General features: G+C 45.3%; 24 protein-coding genes. 11 read left to right on the top strand and 13 right to left on the bottom strand.

From position 1 onward, the window contains the following. Positions 1-167: 167 nt before the first annotated feature. Together hemQ and gerQ are read left to right on the top strand one after the other, a co-directional pair. Complete coding sequence (gene hemQ, locus BK139_RS04165) at positions 168-911, top strand: hydrogen peroxide-dependent heme synthase (RefSeq protein WP_035328069.1); 744 nt, start codon at positions 168-170, stop codon at positions 909-911. Positions 912-1,094: 183 nt separating this feature from the next. Beyond that, positions 1,095-1,604 (top strand): spore coat protein GerQ, encoded by a 510-nt coding sequence (gene gerQ / locus BK139_RS04160; protein WP_076257040.1) that lies wholly within the window; start codon positions 1,095-1,097, stop codon positions 1,602-1,604. Positions 1,605-1,700: 96 nt separating this feature from the next. Here the strand turns inward: gerQ and BK139_RS04155 are convergent, their stop codons facing one another. The 3 genes from BK139_RS04155 to BK139_RS04140 form a co-directional block, all read right to left on the bottom strand. Beyond that, entirely contained in the window at positions 1,701-2,072 is a 372-nt protein-coding gene (locus BK139_RS04155) for a DUF423 domain-containing protein (protein ID WP_035328075.1), read from the bottom strand. Positions 2,073-2,098: 26 nt separating this feature from the next. After that, entirely contained in the window at positions 2,099-2,374 is a 276-nt protein-coding gene (locus BK139_RS04150) for a YwdI family protein (RefSeq protein ID WP_076257038.1), read from the bottom strand. Positions 2,375-2,736: 362 nt separating this feature from the next. Next, the gene (locus BK139_RS04140) at positions 2,737-3,414 is read right to left on the bottom strand and encodes a uracil-DNA glycosylase (RefSeq protein WP_076257034.1); all 678 of its coding nucleotides are present in this window, start codon (positions 3,412-3,414) and stop codon (positions 2,737-2,739) included. Positions 3,415-3,597: 183 nt separating this feature from the next. On the opposite strand from BK139_RS04140, the gene BK139_RS04135 reads away from it, so the two are divergent. Beyond that, the gene (locus tag BK139_RS04135; RefSeq protein ID WP_076257032.1) at positions 3,598-3,927 is read left to right on the top strand and encodes a YflT domain-containing protein; all 330 of its coding nucleotides are present in this window, start codon (positions 3,598-3,600) and stop codon (positions 3,925-3,927) included. A gap of 110 nt (positions 3,928-4,037) precedes the next feature. Here the strand turns inward: BK139_RS04135 and BK139_RS04130 are convergent, their stop codons facing one another. The 5 genes from BK139_RS04130 to mobA form a co-directional block, all read right to left on the bottom strand. Further along, a complete protein-coding gene (locus BK139_RS04130) occupies positions 4,038-4,436 on the bottom strand; it encodes a hypothetical protein (protein ID WP_076257029.1) in 399 nt (132 codons plus the stop codon). A 106-nt stretch (positions 4,437-4,542) separates the two neighbouring features. Further along, positions 4,543-5,562, bottom strand: a complete 1,020-nt coding sequence (locus tag BK139_RS04125; protein ID WP_076257027.1) for a thiazole biosynthesis adenylyltransferase ThiF — start codon at positions 5,560-5,562, stop codon at positions 4,543-4,545. Between the two features lie 34 nt (positions 5,563-5,596). Then, entirely contained in the window at positions 5,597-5,827 is a 231-nt protein-coding gene (gene moaD, locus BK139_RS04120; protein WP_076257025.1) for a molybdopterin converting factor subunit 1, read from the bottom strand. Next, entirely contained in the window at positions 5,820-6,284 is a 465-nt protein-coding gene (locus BK139_RS04115) for a molybdenum cofactor biosynthesis protein MoaE (RefSeq protein WP_035328092.1), read from the bottom strand. The genes moaD and BK139_RS04115 overlap by 8 nt, the downstream gene beginning before the upstream one ends. 92 nt (positions 6,285-6,376) lie before the next feature. Beyond that, positions 6,377-6,988, bottom strand: a complete 612-nt coding sequence (gene mobA, locus BK139_RS04110) for a molybdenum cofactor guanylyltransferase (RefSeq protein ID WP_076257023.1) — start codon at positions 6,986-6,988, stop codon at positions 6,377-6,379. Between the two features lie 277 nt (positions 6,989-7,265). On the opposite strand from mobA, the gene BK139_RS04105 reads away from it, so the two are divergent. The 4 genes from BK139_RS04105 (at position 7,266) to bshB2 (ending at position 11,402) form a co-directional block, all read left to right on the top strand. After that, on the top strand, positions 7,266-9,164 hold the full coding sequence (locus tag BK139_RS04105; RefSeq protein ID WP_286147870.1) for an N-acetylmuramoyl-L-alanine amidase: 1,899 nt from the start codon (positions 7,266-7,268) through the stop codon (positions 9,162-9,164). Between the two features lie 190 nt (positions 9,165-9,354). Further along, on the top strand, positions 9,355-10,182 hold the full coding sequence (pdxK, locus tag BK139_RS04100; RefSeq protein WP_076257018.1) for a pyridoxine/pyridoxal/pyridoxamine kinase: 828 nt from the start codon (positions 9,355-9,357) through the stop codon (positions 10,180-10,182). Between the two features lie 176 nt (positions 10,183-10,358). After that, complete coding sequence (locus tag BK139_RS04095) at positions 10,359-10,706, top strand: YojF family protein (protein ID WP_076257016.1); 348 nt, start codon at positions 10,359-10,361, stop codon at positions 10,704-10,706. Positions 10,707-10,736: 30 nt separating this feature from the next. Next, on the top strand, positions 10,737-11,402 hold the full coding sequence (bshB2, locus tag BK139_RS04090; RefSeq protein WP_076257276.1) for a bacillithiol biosynthesis deacetylase BshB2: 666 nt from the start codon (positions 10,737-10,739) through the stop codon (positions 11,400-11,402). 31 nt (positions 11,403-11,433) lie between these two features. On the opposite strand, the gene BK139_RS04085 is transcribed toward bshB2, so the two are convergent. Further along, complete coding sequence (locus BK139_RS04085) at positions 11,434-11,868, bottom strand: SRPBCC family protein (RefSeq protein ID WP_076257014.1); 435 nt, start codon at positions 11,866-11,868, stop codon at positions 11,434-11,436. Positions 11,869-11,942: 74 nt separating this feature from the next. After that, complete coding sequence (locus tag BK139_RS04080) at positions 11,943-12,665, bottom strand: Crp/Fnr family transcriptional regulator (RefSeq protein ID WP_076257012.1); 723 nt, start codon at positions 12,663-12,665, stop codon at positions 11,943-11,945. Between the two features lie 195 nt (positions 12,666-12,860). On the opposite strand from BK139_RS04080, the gene BK139_RS04075 reads away from it, so the two are divergent. The 3 genes from BK139_RS04075 to BK139_RS04065 all read left to right on the top strand — a co-directional run bounded on the left by BK139_RS04075 (position 12,861) and on the right by BK139_RS04065 (position 15,329). Beyond that, positions 12,861-13,580 (top strand): ABC transporter ATP-binding protein, encoded by a 720-nt coding sequence (locus tag BK139_RS04075; protein ID WP_076257010.1) that lies wholly within the window; start codon positions 12,861-12,863, stop codon positions 13,578-13,580. Between the two features lies 1 nt (position 13,581). Then, a complete protein-coding gene (locus BK139_RS04070) occupies positions 13,582-14,610 on the top strand; it encodes an ABC transporter permease (RefSeq protein WP_076257008.1) in 1,029 nt (342 codons plus the stop codon). A gap of 68 nt (positions 14,611-14,678) precedes the next feature. Then, on the top strand, positions 14,679-15,329 hold the full coding sequence (locus BK139_RS04065; protein WP_076257006.1) for a TetR/AcrR family transcriptional regulator: 651 nt from the start codon (positions 14,679-14,681) through the stop codon (positions 15,327-15,329). 25 nt (positions 15,330-15,354) lie between these two features. On the opposite strand, the gene BK139_RS04060 is transcribed toward BK139_RS04065, so the two are convergent. The 3 genes from BK139_RS04060 to BK139_RS04050 form a co-directional block, all read right to left on the bottom strand. Beyond that, positions 15,355-16,440, bottom strand: coding sequence for a PQQ-dependent sugar dehydrogenase (locus BK139_RS04060; protein ID WP_076257004.1), 1,086 nt, complete (start codon positions 16,438-16,440; stop codon positions 15,355-15,357). Between the two features lie 25 nt (positions 16,441-16,465). Beyond that, the gene (locus tag BK139_RS04055; RefSeq protein ID WP_076257002.1) at positions 16,466-17,323 is read right to left on the bottom strand and encodes a Cof-type HAD-IIB family hydrolase; all 858 of its coding nucleotides are present in this window, start codon (positions 17,321-17,323) and stop codon (positions 16,466-16,468) included. A gap of 89 nt (positions 17,324-17,412) precedes the next feature. Continuing rightward, positions 17,413-18,075, bottom strand: a complete 663-nt coding sequence (locus BK139_RS04050; RefSeq protein WP_076257000.1) for a DNA alkylation repair protein — start codon at positions 18,073-18,075, stop codon at positions 17,413-17,415. A 210-nt stretch (positions 18,076-18,285) separates the two neighbouring features. Between BK139_RS04050 and BK139_RS04045 the strand changes: the two genes are divergently transcribed. Then, the gene (locus BK139_RS04045; RefSeq protein WP_076256997.1) at positions 18,286-19,800 is read left to right on the top strand and encodes a BCCT family transporter; all 1,515 of its coding nucleotides are present in this window, start codon (positions 18,286-18,288) and stop codon (positions 19,798-19,800) included. The last annotated feature ends 208 nt before the right edge of the window (positions 19,801-20,008 follow it).

Genomic DNA, 20,008 nt, shown 5'->3' with positions numbered 1-20,008 from the left:
CATACCTTTTTTAAGATATCCATAATGCCCTCTTTGTAAACGGGTTTTAATGCTGGTGACAGGTACATACCAGGAATTCCAACATTTCAAGTTTTGTACACATGTTAATTGGAGAAACTATGGTATAGTAGGGATGAGAATTTCAGTACATATTAGGAGTGATTATAATGAGTGAAGCAGCAGTAACGCTTGATGGCTGGTATTGTTTACATGACTTCCGCACAGTTGATTGGACAACTTGGAAAATGGTACCCAGCGAAGAGCGCCAGGCAGCGATCCACGAATTTATGGCCCTAGTGGACAAGTGGAACACAACACAAAGCGAGAAAAACGGCAGTCATGCCCTTTATACAATTGTCGGCCAAAAAGCTGATTTTATGATGATGATCTTAAGGCCTACAATGGAAGAGCTGAATGAAATTGAAAACGAATTCAACAAATCAAAATTAGCTGAATTCACGATTCCGGTTCATTCATATGTGTCTGTTGTCGAGCTGAGCAACTACCTGCCTGCAGGAGAAGATCCATACCAGAATCCGCAGATCCTGGCACGCCTTTATCCTGAATTGCCAAAAGCGAAGCATGTCTGCTTCTATCCGATGGACAAGCGCCGCCAGGGCAATGACAACTGGTACATGCTTCCTATGGAAGACCGCCGCAATATGATGCGCAGCCATGGCATGATCGGCCGCCAGTATGCCGGCAAGGTAAAACAGATCATCACAGGCTCTGTTGGCTTCGATGATTACGAATGGGGCGTTACCCTTTTCTCTGACGATGTTCTTCAATTTAAAAAGCTTGTATATGAAATGCGCTTTGATGAAGTAAGTGCCCGCTACGGCGAATTCGGCTCTTTCTTCGTTGGAAACATCCTGGAAGAGGACAAAGTAGAAAAGTTCCTTCACATATAATGATGAAAGCTCCCGGCTTCGGCCGGGAGTTTTTCTTTTTCTTCCGGTTATAAAAGAATATGCCCTTACATAGTAATGAAATAGTGAGTTTCTATTTTAAATTCAACCCGCAGGACTGTCCGGCAGTCTATTCTCAAATACGCGGATAGAACATGCTGATTTTAATACTTAGGAGGGACTAAATTGAGTCAATCAAATTATGGTCAATACCCTTATTATGGTTACCAGCAGCGTTATAGCGACGGCACTCAAATGCCGCAGAACTTTCAGGGCCAGCCGCAGTTTCAGCCGGCACAAACAGGCGGAGCCATGCCAAATGCGAGCTCAGGGGGAATGTTTCCGGGTGCAGGCGCAGGCGCTGGCGGCGGAATGGGCGGCATGGCAGCTGCTCCATCTGTTCCGGGAATGCTTCCGCTTGAACAATCCTATATCGAAAACATTCTTCGCCTGAACAAAGGGAAACTTGCGACAGTATATGCCACATTTGAGAATAATACGGAATGGAACGCCAAAATATTTAAAGGCCTCATTGAGGCGGCCGGGCGGGATCACCTGATTCTGAGCGATCCTCAAACAGGCCAGCGCATCCTCCTTCCGATGATCTACTTAGACTATGTGACGTTTGATGAAGAAATTGAATATGAGTATCCATTTGGCGGAGGACAGGGAATGTCACAATATTCGCCGAGATAACAGGAAAGGCTTTCCTTCTGACGGCTGAACACGTCTGGAACTGGTCAGCTTCCGCAACAAAAAGGAGCTTTGACCCCAAGTCAAAGCTCCTTCCTTTTACAAATATTTCACTGCCGCAATAATCAGCAGCACCCAAGCCGCAAGGAATGAGACTCCGCCAAGCGGAGTGATAGCACCAAGCACGCTGATTTTCGTTAAAGTCAGCACATATAAGCTTCCTGAGAACAGGATGATGCCGATCACCATCAGCCAGCCCGACCAGGATAATAAAGACGTTGCCGGCAGCTTGCCAAGCAGAACGCCAATGATCAAAAGTCCTGTTGCATGGAACATCTGATAGGTTACACCTGTTTGCCATGTCTCCAAGTACTTCGGCTCCACTCTTCCTTCAAGTCCGTGAGCTCCGAAAGCCCCTAATGCAACTGATAAAAAGGCATTAATTGCCCCAATAATAATAAATAGCTTCATAGTCCCCTGCACCTCTTATCTCTTTATTAAAAATCAAACAATGAATCGCCATTCGCCTCATCATCCATCTGCATTTTCTTTGGCTGCAGATTCGCTGGCTGAGCTGCTGGCGGCGCATTGTATGTATGGCTAATAGACGAAACAGCAGCCACACTGCCTGCATCCGACTCATCCAAAACCAGCTCGCATAACGACTTGATCGCCTGTACTCTTTCTCTGATTCTGGCGTCGGAAGAGCTGCTTTTCGCTTCCAGCAATTCCTTCTCCATTTTCCCTAAAAGCTTCTGAACAGAGATATTCACCCTCTACACCTCTTTCTATAAAAAAGCAGCCCTTGTCCATCCCCGGCACTCGGGGCGGGAAACTGCCTGCCTAAAAGCGGCCAGTATGACCGGCATATAAAGTTTATCAGGTTTTCTTTTCAAAACGCAAACAGGGATGGCCGGATGCCCGGAAAACTTCAAGTGAGGGCAGCTGCCTTGTTTTAAACTGAAAGGCCCTGCAGCCTTTTGGATGATTCCGGTCCCAGGTCACATAGAAATATTTGCACTTAAAACAATCGATCTTCTGTGAACTCATTTGTTTTTCTCCTTTGTGCACAGAGCATATTTCGAGCACTTCTTGCATAAAACGGTATGTTTCACGTGAAACATGGCGAAACGAATCAGAGATTAGGAATCTGCCAGTCAATTGGCTCCTCTCCAAGCTTCTGTAAGATTTCATTCGTCCTTGAAAATGGCCTGCTCCCAAAGAACCCTTTTCTGGCCGAAAACGGGCTGGGATGCGGTGATTTTATGATAAAGTGTTTGGAAGCATCAATCAGCACTTCTTTTTCCTGTGCCGGTTTTCCCCATAATATAAAAATAGCGGGCTGTTCCCGCTCATTCAATTTTTGTATAACCGTGTCGGTGAACGTTTCCCATCCTTTCCCCTTATGCGAATGCGCCTGCCCTTTGCGGACGGTCAGAACGGTATTCAGGAGCAGTACCCCTTCCTGAGCCCATTTTAATAGATATCCATTATTTGGCACATCGAAGCCCAGATCTTCCTGCATTTCCTTAAATATATTTTTCAGTGAAGGAGGCAGCTTTACATCAGGCTGAACCGAAAAGCTTAATCCATGTGCCTGCCCCGGCCCATGATAAGGATCCTGTCCCAATATCACTGCCTTTACATCTTTATAAGCTGTATATTGGAGCGCATTGAAAATATCCTCCTGCCTTGGATAAATGATCTGCTCCTCATATTCCTTTTTCAAAAATTCACGAAGATGAAGATAATAGGGTTTCTCGAATTCCTCTGCCAAAATCTCCTGCCAGTCATTTCTTAAGATACGCTTCATTTGCCAACTCTCCCTCCTCTTATTTGAACTGTTATTCTCATACCCATTGGCTATCATGCCATAATCCAGCATTCTTGCCTACATGTTTAAAAAATCTCTGAGCGGATATGTAATATATAGAACGGGCAGGAAAAGCTGCCCTTAAGAATAAATCTGCTAAATCTTTTAAGGAGGATGTTATATATGTATAAAATCGAAGTTGTCGAAAATGGTGTACAAGCTACTGATGCGATTGGAATGCTGCAAAGCCAAGGATTCAATAAGGAAAACATCTATATTTTCGCACACGACAAGGATCGCTCCGAGCACCTATCTGATGCGACAGATACAGGCGAAGTCGGCATGAAGGAACAGGGCTTATTCGATTCTGTCGGAAATGTCTTCAAAAAGCGCGGAGATGAGCTTCGTTCAAAATTTGAATCTGTTGGGTTAACAACGGTAGAAGCAGAACAATATGAAAAAGTATTGGATGAAGGCAAGTTAGTTATTGTGGGTACAGATGAAGCGAAATAATTAGAAAAGCGGAGGCGCATTGCTCACCCCCGACACCTCGAGGGGGCAGGTGCTGGAGCTAGACAGTAAGCAAAAAAGCGATGAACTTTTTCATCGCTTTTTTTGTGCCCTTAAAACATCCAAATCCATAACCCTATAAGCAGAACCGGGTACAGTACATACCACCATACTCTGGTTATATGGACTTTTGACAGGATGAAAAATACCATTTCAGGCAATACAATCAACCCTGCCTGAATCCAGATGAACGTATAAAAATGCTCCGGCGCTATCATGCCGTTCCCTGTCGCCCAATCTCCGCTATTGAATAAAAAGTAGAAGAAATTCAGGAAAGGGAGAATGATAGCGAAAAGAATCCGGCTGATATGAACTATCAAATCGGCAGGACGCTTGTTTTTATACAATGGCGTAACCGGCATGATAAAACTATATAAAATCATAACGAACCCCAAAAAATTAACTAACAGCTGATCAAATAAATACCCGATAAAATACATAAATGTAATCATTGTTATCCTCTTCTGCCCTTTTGTCTTTATTTTACAGAAAAGGCAGAGGGTTATATATGATAAATAAGCACTAGTTTAGTTCAAACTCACTGATTGAAGCTTCACCTTACCCCATAATCCGCTGGTAAATGGACTTCGCCTGTGCTAAATCCTTTGTGCCATGGATCAGGGCGCGTCCGTCTTTGAAAAGGACCATCCGCTGCTCCTCCATGTCGACGGAAAGCAGATATGGATTGCCTTTCACCTGATAGCCGAGCGATTTCAGCTGCCGGGCGATTTCCGTGAACTCGATTCCCAGTTCTTTCGGAGGGCGGATCTGAACAGTGTCCCTTCCGCAGAGAACGGTGGATTTCATCATGTTTTCCTGCTGCAGATAAGGATAGGTTCGATCTTTTCCGCAGGATAAGCAGCCTTCATCCTTCGCTTTTGACACCTTCATGCTTGTATACTGGTTTCGCCATAAATCAAAGCTAACCATCGAAGTCCGAACCGCTTCCCAGTCCTCAGCCAGAATTTTCAGTGCCTCTGCCGCCTGATGGGCCACGACCATTTGTACAGCAGGCGCAATGATCCCGCCGGTGTCACAGGTCATTCCCTGGATCGGGATTTTTTTCAATAAACAATTCATGCATGGCGTATTCCCTGGAATGATGGTCATGCTCATGCCGAAGCTGCCGACACATGCTCCATAAATCCACGGAATAGAATATTTCTGGGAGATATCATTAATAGCCATTCTGGTTTCGAAGTTGTCAGTTGAATCGAGGATCAGATCCACCCCTTCAGCAAGCTCCTCCAGCTTTTCCGGAGTAGCATCGCCAATAATTGCGCAGATCTCAACCTCGCTATTAATCTGTTTCAGCCGTTTTTCTGCAGCAGCCGCTTTTGGCATTTTTTCCGCGGCATCGCTTTCTGCAAAAAGCTGCTGACGCTGCAGATTGCTTTCCTCGACATAATCGCGGTCAATAATCGTCAGTTTGCCGGCCCCGGAACGCGCCATCAATTCCGCATTTCCCGAGCCAAGTGCGCCGGCGCCGATGATCTGCACATGCTTGGAGCGGATTTTTTCCTGCCCCTCTTTTCCAATCGGCGCAAACAGGGTCTGTCGTGAATACCTTTCAGACAATAGGGCCCCTCCTCTCTATAAAAGAAAAGCTGCATCACCCGCCGCTGACAGGAGGGATAAAAGCAACCGCATCTCCGTTCTGAATGACTTCATCATCTGAAGCGAATTCTTCATTCACAGCTGCCATGACCGAATCAAGCTTCAGCCCGAATTCTTCCTCAAGCAGCTGTTTCAGCTCAGCGACGGTTTTGCCGCTGACATCCCTTGTTACAGACTCTTCTCCAACACGGTCCCGCAAATGGGCAAAAAACATGATTTTATTCATTTAAATCTTCCCCCTCCGGTTTCCCTTTTGGATATGCCACTGTTTCCAGCTGGTTGCCGATCCACTCTTCACCGTCTTCCCAATGTTCCTTCTTCCAGATCGGCACAATTTCTTTAATTCTTTCAATCGCATAACGGTTGGCTTCATAAGCATCGGCACGGTGTGGAGTAGAAACGGCAATGACCACCGCTACATCGGTAATATCCAGCTTGCCTGTGCGGTGGGTAATGGCCACTTCTGCCCCGTTCCAGCGTTCTTTTATCTCGGTTCCAATCTGCTCCAGTTTTTTCACAGCCATGGACTCGTATGCTTCATAGATTAAGTAAAGTGTTTTTTTGCCGTGAGTCAGCTCGCGGACGGTTCCGATGAAGGTCGTAATCGCTCCGGCTTCCCGCTGTACCACTTTATCGATCACACTTTGAATATTGATCGGATCTTTTGAAATCTCAAAATTCATGGAATCACCTCATTTATTATAGAAAAAAACTCTTCTAGTCTTATTTGTTTCATTTTGACATATCCTGTGCCGGAAGTGAAATGGCGGGTTGTTTAATTTGACTTCCCTTCCTCTTCAGCTGCCATATTCAGTGCCTGCTGGTACTCATCCGGATGATTCATATTAAAAAAATAGGCATCCCTGGCTAGAAAACCTCTTTTCTTCAGTTCTTCATCCCTTAATATGGCGGTGTCTATTTCATTTAAAAACTCACGGATTCTTAATTGATTATTCATCAAAGCATGTTCAGCCGCTTCTTTAGCTTCTTTTCGGTAAGCTGCAAACAGCGGATGAAGGCGGCCTTCCATTTCCGGTACAGCGGCCTGACTGCTGTTTAGTTCTTCTAGCAGAATTCTCCCTAAATCCACAGATATGAAGGGCATATCACAGGCAACAATCAGATTTTTGGAGGTTGATGTCGCTGACAGCCCTGCTTGAATTCCTGCAAGCGGCCCTTTTTCTATCCATTTGTCACTGACTATCGGAAGCCCAAGAAACCGGTATTCTTCCTGTTTATTCGCAACGATGATCACCTGGGATGTATAAGAAGCCAATGAATCTGCGATGCGTTCAATCACTGTTTTTCCCTGTATTTTTAGCAGAGCCTTATTCTCACCCATACGGCTCGAGTGCCCTCCTGCCAAAATAATGCCTGTTGTACTCATATTCTTCACCTGACTTTGTGTGATGTGGAACAGGGACATTCTATCCTTATGGTTTTATTTTACCATCTAATCCAATGTGTTTCTTTGATAAAGGCCTGCCGGTTGTGCGGATCGCTTTGGATCCCTCCTACTTTCTTCTTATCTCTACTCCGCTACCAATTACCTTTTTTTAGAAAAACCTATAAACCGATGGAATCATTTTACATGTAATGTGCAGGTATTACCCTTCAGCTATTAGAAAGAACTTCATATATTTCTATATACGGGAGGGAGTACATTGAGATTTAAAAAGCTATCATCAGCCATTTTAACGTTGACCTTAACCGCAAGCCTCTTGGCTATCCCCGCTGACTTTACACCAAGCGCAACTTCTGCAGCCTCAACAGAAAACAGCATTGAAGCGCACCACTTGCAAAAGGCTTTTGAAAAAGCGGCGAAGGAATTTGGAGTACCTGAATCTGTCCTTCTCGCCGTCGCTTATAACCAGTCACGCTGGGAGCACCATGAAGGCCATAGTGAGGTCGGAGGCTATGGCATTATGAATCTTGCAGACTTACCAGCCGACATGAGCGCCAGGGGCAAGCACGATGATGGAATCATTGAGGCTTCAGATAATGAGAATAGCACACTTAAAACAGCCGCAAATCTTCTAAATGAAGATCCGGAAACCTTAAAAAAAGACCCTGAACAAAATATCCGGGGCGGTGCAGCTCTATTAGCAGAGTTTGCACGCCAAACGACATGGGAACTCCCTTCCGATGCAGCAGACTGGTACGGTGCCGTCGTTAAATACAGCGGAACAGATCAGGAAGTCATTGCTAAGGACTTTGCAGATCAAGTCTTTGAGACCATTCAGCAAGGTGCTGCCAGAAAAAACCTTGATGGACAAAGAGTCGTATTAAACGCCAAAGAAATTACACCAAATAAGACTACAGCGGGCTCTATCCCTCTTCGCAACACCAAATACACAAATACCGATTGTCCCAATGGCCTTGATTGCACTTTCATTCCTGCTGCTTATAAGCAATTTTCGAGCAGTGCAGGTAATTACGGCAACTACGATATCGCCAATCGGCCAAAGGACGATTTAGATATTCGCTATATTATTATCCATGATATTGAGGGCACGGCTGAATCCGCCATCAGCCACTTCCAGAATCCGTCCTACGTTAGTGCACACTATGTCATAGATTCAGAGACCGGAAAAATCACCCAGATGGTACGTCCTGAAGATGTGCCATGGCATGCAGGAAACTGGTATTTTAATATGCATTCGATCGGATTGGAGCATGAAGGGTATGCTGCAGAAGGCGCTGACTGGTACAGTGAGCAAATGTACCGCTCTACTGCAAAGCTTGTAAGATACCTTTCAGACCGATTTAACATTCCTTTGGACAGGCAGCACATTATCGGCCATGATGAGATACCAGGCTTAACAACAGCAAAACATAAGAGCATGCACTGGGATCCGGGTGCTTATTGGGATTGGGGACACTTTTTCGACCTTCTTGGAGCTTCCATTAATCCAAGCAGCGGAGACAAAGACAGTAATATCGTCACAATCCGCCCAAATTTCAATACAAATCAGCCAGACTTTACTTATAGAGGAATTAAACAGGAACCTGAGTCTTCAAGCTTGATTCATTTATACAGTGAACCCAGCTTTGAGGCACCATTGGTCAGTGATCCCCTGCTTCATCCTGGCGGCACCAGCACAAAAAATATTAATGACTGGGGCAATAAAGCTGCGATTGGACAGAGTTTCTATAAAGCCGGGCAGGAAGGCGATTGGACAGCTATTTACTACGCCGGCCAAAAAGCCTGGTTCTATAATCCGGACAATAAAAATAGCGTCCCAGGCAGCGGGACCCTTATCAAGCCAAAAGAAGGGCTTGATTCCATACCTGTATATGGTGCCGCCTATCCTGACGACGCTGCTTACGATGAGGCCGGGATTGCAGAATGGGCAAGAGGAAAAGCACAGGTTCTATACCAGATGCCGGCTGGCCAAATCTATACAGCAACAGCACCAATTCAGTCCGATTACTATCATGCGAAGTATTATAATGACCCGGCTACGAATAAGGTTGTAAAGGGAAATGATGAATACTATCAGATTTTTTACAACCATCGTCTGGGATTCGTGAAGAAAAGCGATGTAGAAGTTGTAAATTAAAAGACTGACCTGGAGTTATTCTACTTTGAGGAATAGCTCCTTTTTTGTTTCATTGATCTCTTTTGTATTTTTGAAAACAATAGCGGACAACTTAATGCTGAGAAATCATCTAATCGGTCCGTTATAGTTTTTCCCTTTTTCAATTATTGTTATAATTAGTAAAAGATATCAGCAAGGAGGAATTAGGCATATGACAATGAAAAAAGTAATGACCATTGCAGGTTCGGATACGAGCGGCGGCGCCGGCATCCAGGCTGACCTTAAGACATTCCAGGAGCTTGGCGTTTACGGGATGACTGCGCTGACTACGATCGTGACGATGGATCCTAAAAATAACTGGAGCCACAATGTATTCCCGATTTCTACAGATATTCTGGAAACACAGATCGAAACGATTATCTCGACCGGAATCGATGCAATGAAAACAGGCATGCTCGGTTCTGAAGAAGTGATTAAGATTGCCGCAAAGACCATTAAAGAGAATAGCCTGGATCACGTTGTCATCGACCCGGTCATGGTCTGCAAGGGCGAAGATGAGCCGATTCATCCTGAATTGAACGAAGCATTAAGAGATTTGCTTGTCCCGCTTGCAACAGTGGTCACACCAAACCTGTTTGAAGCATGGCAGCTGGCTAAAACTGGCCCGATCAAGACGGTTGAGGACATGAAGGAAGCAGCTGTTAAAATTCATGAACTTGGCGCAAAGTATGTATTAATCAAGGGCGGCAGCAAGCTTCAGCACGAAAAAGCCGTCGACCTTCTTTATGATGGACAAGAGTTCACTCTTTATGAGAGCGAACGCGTTGAAACGACTTACACTCATGGCGCAGGCTGCACCTACTCTTCTGCCATCACAGCAGAAATTGCAAAAGGCAAGTCTGTCAAAGAAGCGGTTCAAACCGCGAAGGACTTCATTACTGCGGCCATCAACCATGGCTTCCAATTAAATGATTATGTTGGCCCGACCATGCCGGGTGCATACCGCAAATATGGGGCAGGCCGTACTGAATCAGAATAAAAATGAGGGAACAGAGTCCGGATGGGCTCTGTTTTTTTGGCTATTGACGATTTAGCAGATAGAAGTAAATTCTCGCGATATTAATTTAGCGGTCCACGATGAGATTACTTTTTCGCTTTTCATTCCTTTTTTTAGTAAGATAAACAGAAAGATAATATGAAAGGGGGACTAATAAAATGGAACCAGCAGTAATGGAACATGTGCAAAAAGAGATCGACCGTCTTGCCGGGAAAGAGGTCTTTATTCATCTGGAAACAACAAACGGGGCATACGCTTCCCATTTTGATGAAACCTTCTTTTCTTCAGGCGCCTATATCCGCAATGCCCAATTGGTTTATGAACATGGAAAGGTCACCGGCAAGGGCCCTTACCGGGTTGGATTGAAAATGAATTTTGGCTGGGTGTATGCTGAAGGAATTACCCACTTTGAAGTGGATGAAGAAAATAGGCTCCTTTTAGCCGGCCATGATTTCAGCGGCAAGCTGGCAGTCGCCCTGCAAATTAGTGAAACTCCTTTTGAATAAGAGGACATAAATGAAAGGAGCACGACCATGATGGAAAAGGAAAGACACGTACTCGTCATCTTCCCTCATCCGGATGATGAAGCATTTGGCGTATCAGGAACGATTTCCTTACATATCGATAATGGCACACCTGTCACCTACGCATGCCTGACGCTTGGAGAAATGGGGCGCAATATGGGAAATCCCCCTTTTGCCACCAGAGAAACACTGCCGAAAATCCGCAAAGAAGAGCTGGAGGAAGCAGCCAGGGTTCTGGGAATCCGGGATTTAAGAATGCTTGGGTACCGGGATAAAACCGTCGAATTTGAAGATGAAGAAATGCTCGCGAACAGGCTCGGAGCCATCATCGGCGAGACGAATCCTTCCCTCATTATCACATTCTACCCGGGATACGCTGTGCACCCGGACCATGACGCGACAGGAGCGGCCGTCATCCGTGCGGTAAAAGAGCTGCCTGCTGACAAGCGTCCGAAGGTTCACTGTGTGGCATTCTCCAATAACTGTGAGGAAGAAATCGGCCAGGCTGATGTGGTCAATGATGTAAGTGCGGTTATCGACCGGAAAATCGCAGCCATTAAGGCGCATGCCTCCCAGACACAGATGATGGCAGCAAACATGGAAGAAAGCATTAAAAATCAGGATCCGGAAGTACTGGCAAGAATGTATAAAGAGCGCTTTTGGACTTATAAAATATAGAAAAAAGGGAGCCTCCCGCTCCCTTTACTTGTTATTTCTCCATCATTTCCTTCAAATACTGAAGCTGGCTTCCGTCTTCCTGCTTCACAATATTCACGATGAAACGCCTCGTCAATCTGGCAACAATCCCGCTGGTTTTGACGGTTGCTTCCATCTCCACCTGGGTTCCTTCTTCTATTTCATGAAAATCATATTTATATTCGGTGATCAGTCCATTGGCATTGCTGCGGGTGGTATAGGTTCTGTCCTGTTCAAAATCAATGATTTCAACTTCTGCGCTGATCTTTTTTCCTCTGACCATGCGTGTTTCAACAAACTTTGTTCCTTTTCCGGTCTCACCCTCGGTCTGTTTTTCCACTTTCACGACAAACGGCATAAGTTCAGGAACATTTTCCATCTTAATCATATAATCAAATACTTCATGTACAGGTTTTTTGATAATCTCACTCGAACGAAAATCAGCCATGCTTTGCACCTCAGAGTCATAAGTCTATGACTCTATTATATAACAAAAAAGCAGGCTGGAGTAAAGACGATCCCCTACAGCTTCTGGCGGTAAAGAGAGCAAAATTTGCACCAGTCCACAATAACGATTTTCCTTCCTGTAATTTCGATGATTCCTTCTTTTTTCAGTCTGGAAAAAACACGGCTGACACTTTCCCGGGATGTTCCGACAAGGGTGGAGAATTCCTGAACGGTTATCGGAAGCTCAAGATGCATCCGGTTGCAGTAGTTGGCGCCGAACTTCTCCGCAAGCCTTTCCAAAGTCCGGACTGTTTTCGTATACACATCAAGCAGCGCAATATCCCTCATAATGGAGGTCATATCACGCAGAGATTCACTCATAAAGCGGATAATCTGTACGGCCATTTCCGGCGAATACAGAAGCTCCTGCTCCAGTTCATCGGTATTCAGAAAATAAATTTCACCATCTTGCACCATTGTACCTGTCGCAGGATACGTATGGCCCTCCTGGTTAAAGAGGTTGGCTTCAGCAAAAATCTCGCCCTTTTTCTTAATGCAGACAATCAGTTCATTTCCATGTTCATCCTGCTTCGTCAGCTTCACAATGCCGGAGTGCACAAAGTAAACTCCTTTGGCAACCTCATATTCAGACATAATTCTTTCGCCTTTTAAATAAGCTTTCTTAATAATTCGATTATCAATCCGCTCTAGAGATTCAATGGGGAGCTCTTTAAAAATCTCAATCTTGCCTAAAAATTCGTTGATTAACGGCCTATGATCCTGCTTTTCATATTCCATTCCCATCCCCCGCTTTTACCATTCTTAAGAAATATTTTAGCTGAGACCCGCTTGAGAAGAAGTGACTTAACTCACAAAACGATCATCTCATGCAGAATATTGGATAAAGTAAGTGATTACTCACTTTACAAACTGCTAGCGGTTCATTTATGATTATAATGAGTGATTACTCACTTTTTAAAAAGGAGTGAACAAATGAAAAGTCCAATCGTTTCCATTCAACATGTATCCAAAAATTACGGAAAGCAACAAGTTCTAAAAGACATCAGCCTTGAAATTTATGAAGGGGAGATTTTCGGCCTGCTCGGCCCATCCGGAGCAGGCAAGACAACGCTTGTTAAACAGCTGGCAGGCCTTGAGGAACCAGCACAGGGTGAAAATTATATTTTTAGCGAAAAAATGCCCAGGCTGGACCTGATCAAACGAATCGGCTACATGGCCCAATCCGATGCTCTGTACACCGACTTAACAGCAAAGGAAAATCTGGATTTCTTTGCATCGCTGTATGGGTTAAGCGGCAAAGAAAAAAGGCAGCGGATGAATGAGGTGATGGAATTGGTTTCATTAACAGACCACCTTCATAAAATGGTTTCCGACTATTCAGGGGGAATGAAGAGAAGACTTTCCCTTGCCATTTCCCTTCTGCATAGTCCCGGTCTCCTCATTCTCGATGAACCTACTGTTGGAATTGATCCCGTCCTCAGAAAAAGCATCTGGGAATCGTTTAAACGCCTGAAGGAGAAAGGGACCACCATCCTGGTGACAACTCATGTCATGGATGAAGCAGGAAAGTGCGACAGGCTGGGCATGATTAGAGACGGACAGCTCATTGCAGCAGGGACACCGGAAGAATTAATGCAGCAGGCAGGCGCAGCCAATATAGAAGATGCCTTCCTGGCATATGGAGGTGCCTAAGATGAGGATTATGGCTCTGGTTATTCGAATACTGCGCCAGATTGTCAGAGATAAACGGACAATGGCTCTATTGATCCTCGCCCCGATTCTGGTCATGACCATGCTTCATCTTGTGTTTAACGGAGATGAATATACGCCAAAAATCGGCCTCGTGAATCTGCCTGAAAAAATAGAGGCTCAGCTTAACCTGGAACAAGCCAAACTCGAACACTATGAAACAGAGAAACTCGCGGAAAAGGACTTATCAGCCAAGAAGCTGGATGCGTATCTGGTGTTTGATCAAATGCCGCCGTCAGTGGTTCTCGAAGGCAGTGACCCAAGTGTAAACGGAGCTGTGATGAGATGGGTTCAGGGTGCATTGAAGCCACTGGAGCCAAATGGCGGGAATCAGGAAGTAAAAGCCGATTATTTATTCGGCTCCGGGGACATGGGGCAGTTTGATTATTTCGGGCCGGTGCTGCTGGGATTCTTTGTCTTTTTCTTTGTATTCCTGATTGCCGGGGTATCCTTTTTAAGGGAACGGACAACCGGAACACTCGAACGGCTTTTGACCAGTCCGCTCAGGAAGTGGGAAATTGTTACAGGGTATATTATTGGATTTGGAATTTTCACGATGATCCAGGCAGCCATCATCGCCTGGTATACGATCTATGTGCTCGGCATGGTGATGGAAGGCTCTTTTGGCTATGTCCTTCTGATCACACTTCTCCTTTCGCTGACAGCATTGACTCTGGGAATCCTGCTGTCTTCGTTCGCCAACAATGAGCTGCAGATGATCCAATTCATTCCCATTATAGTGGTTCCGCAGATCTTTTTCTCGGGGCTTTTCAATCTTGAGACCATTTCAGAGTGGCTCAGCTGGGTCGGCCCTTTCACACCTTTATATTATGCGGCTGAAGCATTAAGAAATGTAATGGTGAGAGGCTTTGGGTGGGATATGATTTATAAAGATCTGCTGATGCTGCTCGCTTTCTCCCTGCTCTTTATGGCTCTTAATATCGCTGCTTTAAGAAGGTACCGGAAAATATAAAATTTCTTTTTATAATTTCATTCCTTTATAATAAAGCTATAGATTTTGCACGTATAAAGGAGTTTACCATGCCAGAGCAGGATTCCATTTTAGAAGAGTTATTTCAGGAAGAAGAAAAGCTTACGGAGAAGCAGAAGAAAATTATCACGGCTGCGATTGAATCGTTTTCTGAAAAGGGCTATGCCGCCACTTCGACAAGCGAAATCGCCAAGAAGGCAGGAGTAGCCGAAGGAACGATCTTCAGGCACTATAAAACCAAAAAGGATTTGCTGATGGGGATCGTTTCGCCGATGATGGCAAAGCTGATTGCTCCATTCGTCATTAAAGATTTATATAAAGTCATCAATCACGAATATGAACACTTTGAAGATTTCTTAAGAGCCATGATGGAAAACCGGATCGAGTTCCTTAAAAACAATATGCCTCTTATCAAGATCCTGATCCAGGAAATTCCGTTCCACCCCGAACTCAAGGAACAGTTTAAAGAGCATATTGCCATGAAAGTATTCGATCGTTTTGCCAGTTTGGCTGAATACTATCAGAAAAAAGGGCAGATTATTGATATCCCGCCCTACAGTGCTGTCCGAATGACTTTTACATCCATCTTCGGCTTTCTTATCGCGAGGTATTTAATCTTGCCTGAAGCCGACTGGGATGATGAAAAAGAAATCGAGCTGACCATTCAATTCATCATGCATGGACTTTCAGCTAAAAACTAAAGCCTGGCACTGCTGCCAGGCTTTTTTATATATCGGAAAGCTGAATTTTATAAAGCTTGTCATCCTTCTCAAGCGGATTGCCGCGTCCGTCTGTATTGTTGCTGATAAAATAAAGCACATCTCCTTCAATGAAGACGTCACGGATTCTGCCTAAATTAGACACAATCTTCCTGACATTCTTTGTTTCCAGATCAAACTCCAGAACAGCACTGCCTCTTAAGGCGGCGGTGTAAAGCTTGCCCTTATAATAGGCCATCCCGGACGGAGCCCAGGTTTCGTCATCACCGGAGGTAAACAGCGGCGATTCCATGCCTTCTTTCTTCTCGGTCCCTTTTATGACGGGCCATCCGTAATTTTTCCCGGGAAGGATCCTATTAATTTCATCATTGGCAGATGGTCCGTGTTCACTTTCATACAAAGTCCCATCCTCCGCCCAGGCAAGCCCCTGCGGATTGCGGTGACCGTAGCTATAGACATACGAGCCGCTGAACGGATTATCCTCCGGTACGCTCCCGTCCAGATTCATTCTAAGGATTTTTCCTCCGAGGGAATTCACATCCTGGGCAATTTCAGGATCGGTCGCAGCATCGCCTGCCGTCGCATAAAGCTTTCCGTCAGGGCCTATTTCAAGCCGGCCGCCATGATGGTACTGCCCGCTTGGAATTTTGTCAAGCAAAAGCTTGTCCTCTTTCCAGGTTCCATCCTGATGCTGGAGAATGACAATCCGGTTAAACTGTCCTGAGATGTTTTCATAGGTGTAATAGGCATACGCTTCGTTTGATTGTGAAAAATCGGGTGCCAGCACAAAGCCGAGCAAGCCGGCTTCAGAAGCTGTTGAAAGCTTTTTTGCAAGCTCTACCTTCTGGCGTTCTTTCTTGCCGTCCTCGACCTTCACAATGCTTCCTTGTCTTTCGGTCATGTAAAAGGTTTCGCCTGCTTTGGCAATGGACCAGGGAATATCGAGTTCATCTGCCAGTATTTCCGGCTCAGCACCCGCAGGAAGACTGGCCTCCTGATCCTCGACTTGCTTCCTGCTATCATCCTCGCCTGCACTTGAGCACCCGGCCAGCAGACCCAACACAAGCAGCCCTAAACCTAACACCTTCTTCATCCAGCTTTCAGCCTCCCTTGAAATTCTATTTCAGGACTTCCCAGATTGCCTTGGCAACACCGCTGTCTTCATTTGCGGATGTCACCACATCGCATTGTGCTTTAATGATGTCATCAGCATTTCCCATGGCAACCGATCTTCCTGCGCGTTTGAACATGGACAAATCATTATAATTATCGCCAATGGCCATGGTTTCCAAAAGTGAGATTCCTTTTTCTTTCACAAAAGCTTCAAGGGCAATTCCCTTTTGGGCGTTCACACTTGTCAGTTCCAGGTTTTCATCCCCTGATGAACTAACGGCCATGCCTTCAAGCTTCAGCAGGTCTTCTTTCGCAGAAACAAGAAAATCCGGTTCAAAAGAGAAGGCAAGCAGCTTGTAAATTTGATGCTCGTCACTGTTGAAAAGCTCATCATAGCTGTTCACTTTATGGACAAGCCCCTTTGTAAAACGCTCTTCCGCCGCTTTGGTCACTTCATCAATATCCGCTTCAGGATTTCCGCTTAAAAAGATGTCGACAATAATGGACACGCCGCGGTCTTCATCAATGGTATATGTACCCTGGTTGGTGTATACCTCGAAATAAACATTGTTCTGCACAAGGATATAGGCTGCTTTTTTGGCCAGGTCCTTATCGAGCGGGCTGGAGGACACGACTTTCCCGTCTGGGGCTCTTACTTCTGCCCCATTTGCGCAAATAATCGGGCAGGAAATGCCGGCTTCATCGAGGACGAAGCTTGCTTCGAAGTAGGAGCGCCCGGTCGCGATGACCACTTCAACTCCTTTTTCCTGTGCGGCTTTAATGGCTTCTAAATTTTCAGGCGTAATTTTCTGTGTGGCGGTTAAAAGCGTTCCGTCCATATCACTGGCAATGCATTTGATCATTAGATTCACCTTCTGGCTGTAGTATTTTTCTGAAAAACTTATTTGCCATTCTATCATGTTCTTAGGGTTATTTTAAATAATTGCTCTTCTCAGCCTACATACTTGCTCCCTTCCCTGATGCTCAATTTTGCAAGTGTGTTTGATTCAATAAACCTTTTTACTGACTCGGGATTGGTTTTCGAGTATTCCCTGAGAGCCCAGCCGATGGCTTTTTGGATGAAGAATTCTTTACTGTCATTGTTCAGGAGGATGTAGCGGTATAGCAGCTCTTCGTCTGTGCTTGTTTTGTATTTCAGCTGGAATAGGATGGCCGTTCTGCGGAGCCACATGTTTTCGCTGGTCGCCCATTCCTCTATTCTTCCGGGGATGACTTCCGGGTTTTTGGCCGCAATGGCACCAACTGCATGGGTGGCCAGCATATCAACAGTGTCCCACCAGGATTTTGTTGTAATCAGCTTTTCGACTAATGTCAGATGGTTTTTGTCCAGCTTCCTGGTGAATTTCCCTATGTAGTCAAGGGCGGCAGCCTGGTATTCACGCTCCTCCATGTCCCATAAGGTCTTCACAAATTCTGGATTAAACTCCTGCTTTAACAGGCCTGTTTTATTGAAGTATTCCTTTAACAGGACTCTTCTTTCAGGTGTCTTGATTCCCAGGAAGGGAAAGTGGTTTTTCATATAGTTTTGCATGGGGACCGCTTTTTCTGTGTCCCGGTTTTCTTCAAAAAGCTCGGTTAATAATTGGATGTCCATATGAGCACTCCTTTTTACATCAATACGGGTTTATGTCATCATGTTAAGGGTAAGGTATGGTAGAGATTTGTTGCTTTCTCCGTTTTTGGACAGCTTTTTTCCTCTTCTATTTAATCCCATTTTACCTGCATTTTACAAATCCCAATGAATGATTAGACAGAAAAGAAGGCCAAAATACAAATGTGATTCACATATTTAGGGGGGATTTTATTGAATGATAAATCCGGCAGTATAAACAGTGTATTTTGGGTTTCAGCCGTAGTAATAACATTCTTAGTATTACTGGGGGCCCTGGCTCCAGATCTGTTCGCCAGTGCGGCAACAAAAGCTTTCGATTTTACTACATACGCATTTGGCTGGTTTTACTTAATTTCGGTCTTGTTTTTTGTCTTATTCTGTATCTTTCTGGCTATCAGCAAATATGGCCGCCTCAAGCTGGGGAATGATGAAGATAAAGCGGATTATCCATTTTTCACATGGATTGGGATGTTATTCAGTGCAGGGTTTGGGATTGGATTGGTGTTCTGGGGAATTGCCGAGCCGATGAGCCATTATTTCACTCCGCCAAGGGAAGGCATGGATCCTTTAACAGCAGAAGCGGCCCGCGAAGCGATGGGCTACTCGTTTTTCCACTGGGGAGTCAGCCAATGGTCCGTGTTTACGATCGTGGGACTGGCCATGGGGTATTTCCAATTCAGAAGGAGAGAGAACGGGCTGATCTCTACCACCTTAACTCCTTTGTTCAGCAAGAAAAAAGATCCTGTCCTGCTGAAAAAGGTCATTGATATCCTGGCTGTTATTGCAACAGTCATGGGGGTTGCTACCTCGCTTGGACTGGGCATTCTGCAGATTAACGGCGGCCTTGACGCAGTATTTGGCATAGAGCAGAGCACTATGACGCAAATTCTGATTATTGCGGTAATGACTTCTTTGTTTCTGCTGTCCTCCTCGACTGGTCTTGATAAAGGAATCAAATACTTGAGCAACATCAATCTGGGACTGGCATTGGCTTTGATGATTTTTGTACTGGTTACCGGCCCGACTGTGTTTATTTTAAATACTTTTACACTTGGAATCGGCGACTATATCTCAAGTTTTATTAAGCTGAGCCTGCGCTTGACCCCCTATAAGGGAGGCACATGGATCCGCGACTGGACCATTTTTTATTGGGCATGGGCCATTGCCTGGTCCCCTTTTGTCGGCGCCTTTATTGCCCGTGTTTCCAGGGGGAGAACGATCCGCGAATTTGTTGTCGGGGTCCTGATCGTTCCTCCGTTCATCGCACTTGTGTGGATTGCCGTATTTGGCGGCACTGCCCTGCACTTTGATTTATTCGGCGGCACACAGATTGCAGAGGCCGTAAACAATGATGTGACTTCAGCGCTGTTCCAGACCTATAACCATTTGCCTTTCAGCTTTTTGGTTTCGGTGCTGTCCATTCTGCTGATTTTGACGTTCTTAATTACATCAGCTGACTCGGCAACGTATATCCTGGGCGTTATGACCGCTAACGGCACCATGAACCCTCCGCTAATCCCGCGGATTGTCTGGGGCCTGCTAATGGGAGCCATTGCCGCGGTCCTGCTGTTAAGCAGCGGACTCGAAGGCCTGCAGACAGCCTCGCTGGTATCGGCGCTTCCATTCACCATTATCCTTATTTTCATGTGCATATCGCTATTGAAAATGCTGCGCAGGGAAACGATACCTGTCAGGCAGAAAAAATAACCGGGCAGACCTCTGGGAGGAGGTCTGTTTTTTTGGTTTTGTTGGCGGAGGTTGGCAGGGAGGTGGCGGTTCGGACTCTGGGGTGCGGATTTCTTCTTTTTGTGTCTGAAGCTGGGCTGGGTTCTGACACTGGAGCGCCGATTTTCTCTTTTTGTGTCCGAAGTTGGGCTGGGTTCTGACTCTAGAGCGCCGATTATCGCTTTTTGTG

Source organism: Paenibacillus sp. FSL R5-0490, from assembly GCF_001956215.1.
In the GTDB taxonomy this organism is placed as follows: domain Bacteria; phylum Bacillota; class Bacilli; order Bacillales; family Cytobacillaceae; genus Cytobacillus.
This window is presented reverse-complemented; position numbering and strand designations above follow the sequence as displayed.

What these genes read in the sequence shown, in the direction of transcription:
- moaD (WP_076257025.1), bottom strand. Translation starts at nt 5,827, where the DNA reads ATGAATAAAATCATGTTTTTTGCCCATTTGCGGGACCGTGTTGGAGAA.
- BK139_RS04065 (WP_076257006.1), top strand. Translation starts at nt 14,679, where the DNA reads ATGCCAGAGCAGGATTCCATTTTAGAAGAGTTATTTCAGGAAGAAGAA.
- mobA (WP_076257023.1), bottom strand. Translation starts at nt 6,988, where the DNA reads ATGAGTACAACAGGCATTATTTTGGCAGGAGGGCACTCGAGCCGTATG.
- BK139_RS04140 (WP_076257034.1), bottom strand. Translation starts at nt 3,414, where the DNA reads ATGAAGCGTATCTTAAGAAATGACTGGCAGGAGATTTTGGCAGAGGAA.
- BK139_RS04130 (WP_076257029.1), bottom strand. Translation starts at nt 4,436, where the DNA reads ATGATTACATTTATGTATTTTATCGGGTATTTATTTGATCAGCTGTTA.
- hemQ (WP_035328069.1), top strand. Translation starts at nt 168, where the DNA reads ATGAGTGAAGCAGCAGTAACGCTTGATGGCTGGTATTGTTTACATGAC.
- BK139_RS04070 (WP_076257008.1), top strand. Translation starts at nt 13,582, where the DNA reads ATGAGGATTATGGCTCTGGTTATTCGAATACTGCGCCAGATTGTCAGA.
- BK139_RS04085 (WP_076257014.1), bottom strand. Translation starts at nt 11,868, where the DNA reads ATGGCTGATTTTCGTTCGAGTGAGATTATCAAAAAACCTGTACATGAA.
- BK139_RS04060 (WP_076257004.1), bottom strand. Translation starts at nt 16,440, where the DNA reads ATGAAGAAGGTGTTAGGTTTAGGGCTGCTTGTGTTGGGTCTGCTGGCC.
- BK139_RS04050 (WP_076257000.1), bottom strand. Translation starts at nt 18,075, where the DNA reads ATGGACATCCAATTATTAACCGAGCTTTTTGAAGAAAACCGGGACACA.
- pdxK (WP_076257018.1), top strand. Translation starts at nt 9,355, where the DNA reads ATGACAATGAAAAAAGTAATGACCATTGCAGGTTCGGATACGAGCGGC.
- BK139_RS04155 (WP_035328075.1), bottom strand. Translation starts at nt 2,072, where the DNA reads ATGAAGCTATTTATTATTATTGGGGCAATTAATGCCTTTTTATCAGTT.
- BK139_RS04095 (WP_076257016.1), top strand. Translation starts at nt 10,359, where the DNA reads ATGGAACCAGCAGTAATGGAACATGTGCAAAAAGAGATCGACCGTCTT.
- BK139_RS04075 (WP_076257010.1), top strand. Translation starts at nt 12,861, where the DNA reads ATGAAAAGTCCAATCGTTTCCATTCAACATGTATCCAAAAATTACGGA.
- BK139_RS04055 (WP_076257002.1), bottom strand. Translation starts at nt 17,323, where the DNA reads ATGATCAAATGCATTGCCAGTGATATGGACGGAACGCTTTTAACCGCC.
- bshB2 (WP_076257276.1), top strand. Translation starts at nt 10,737, where the DNA reads ATGGAAAAGGAAAGACACGTACTCGTCATCTTCCCTCATCCGGATGAT.
- BK139_RS04080 (WP_076257012.1), bottom strand. Translation starts at nt 12,665, where the DNA reads ATGGAATATGAAAAGCAGGATCATAGGCCGTTAATCAACGAATTTTTA.
- BK139_RS04115 (WP_035328092.1), bottom strand. Translation starts at nt 6,284, where the DNA reads ATGAATTTTGAGATTTCAAAAGATCCGATCAATATTCAAAGTGTGATC.
- BK139_RS04135 (WP_076257032.1), top strand. Translation starts at nt 3,598, where the DNA reads ATGTATAAAATCGAAGTTGTCGAAAATGGTGTACAAGCTACTGATGCG.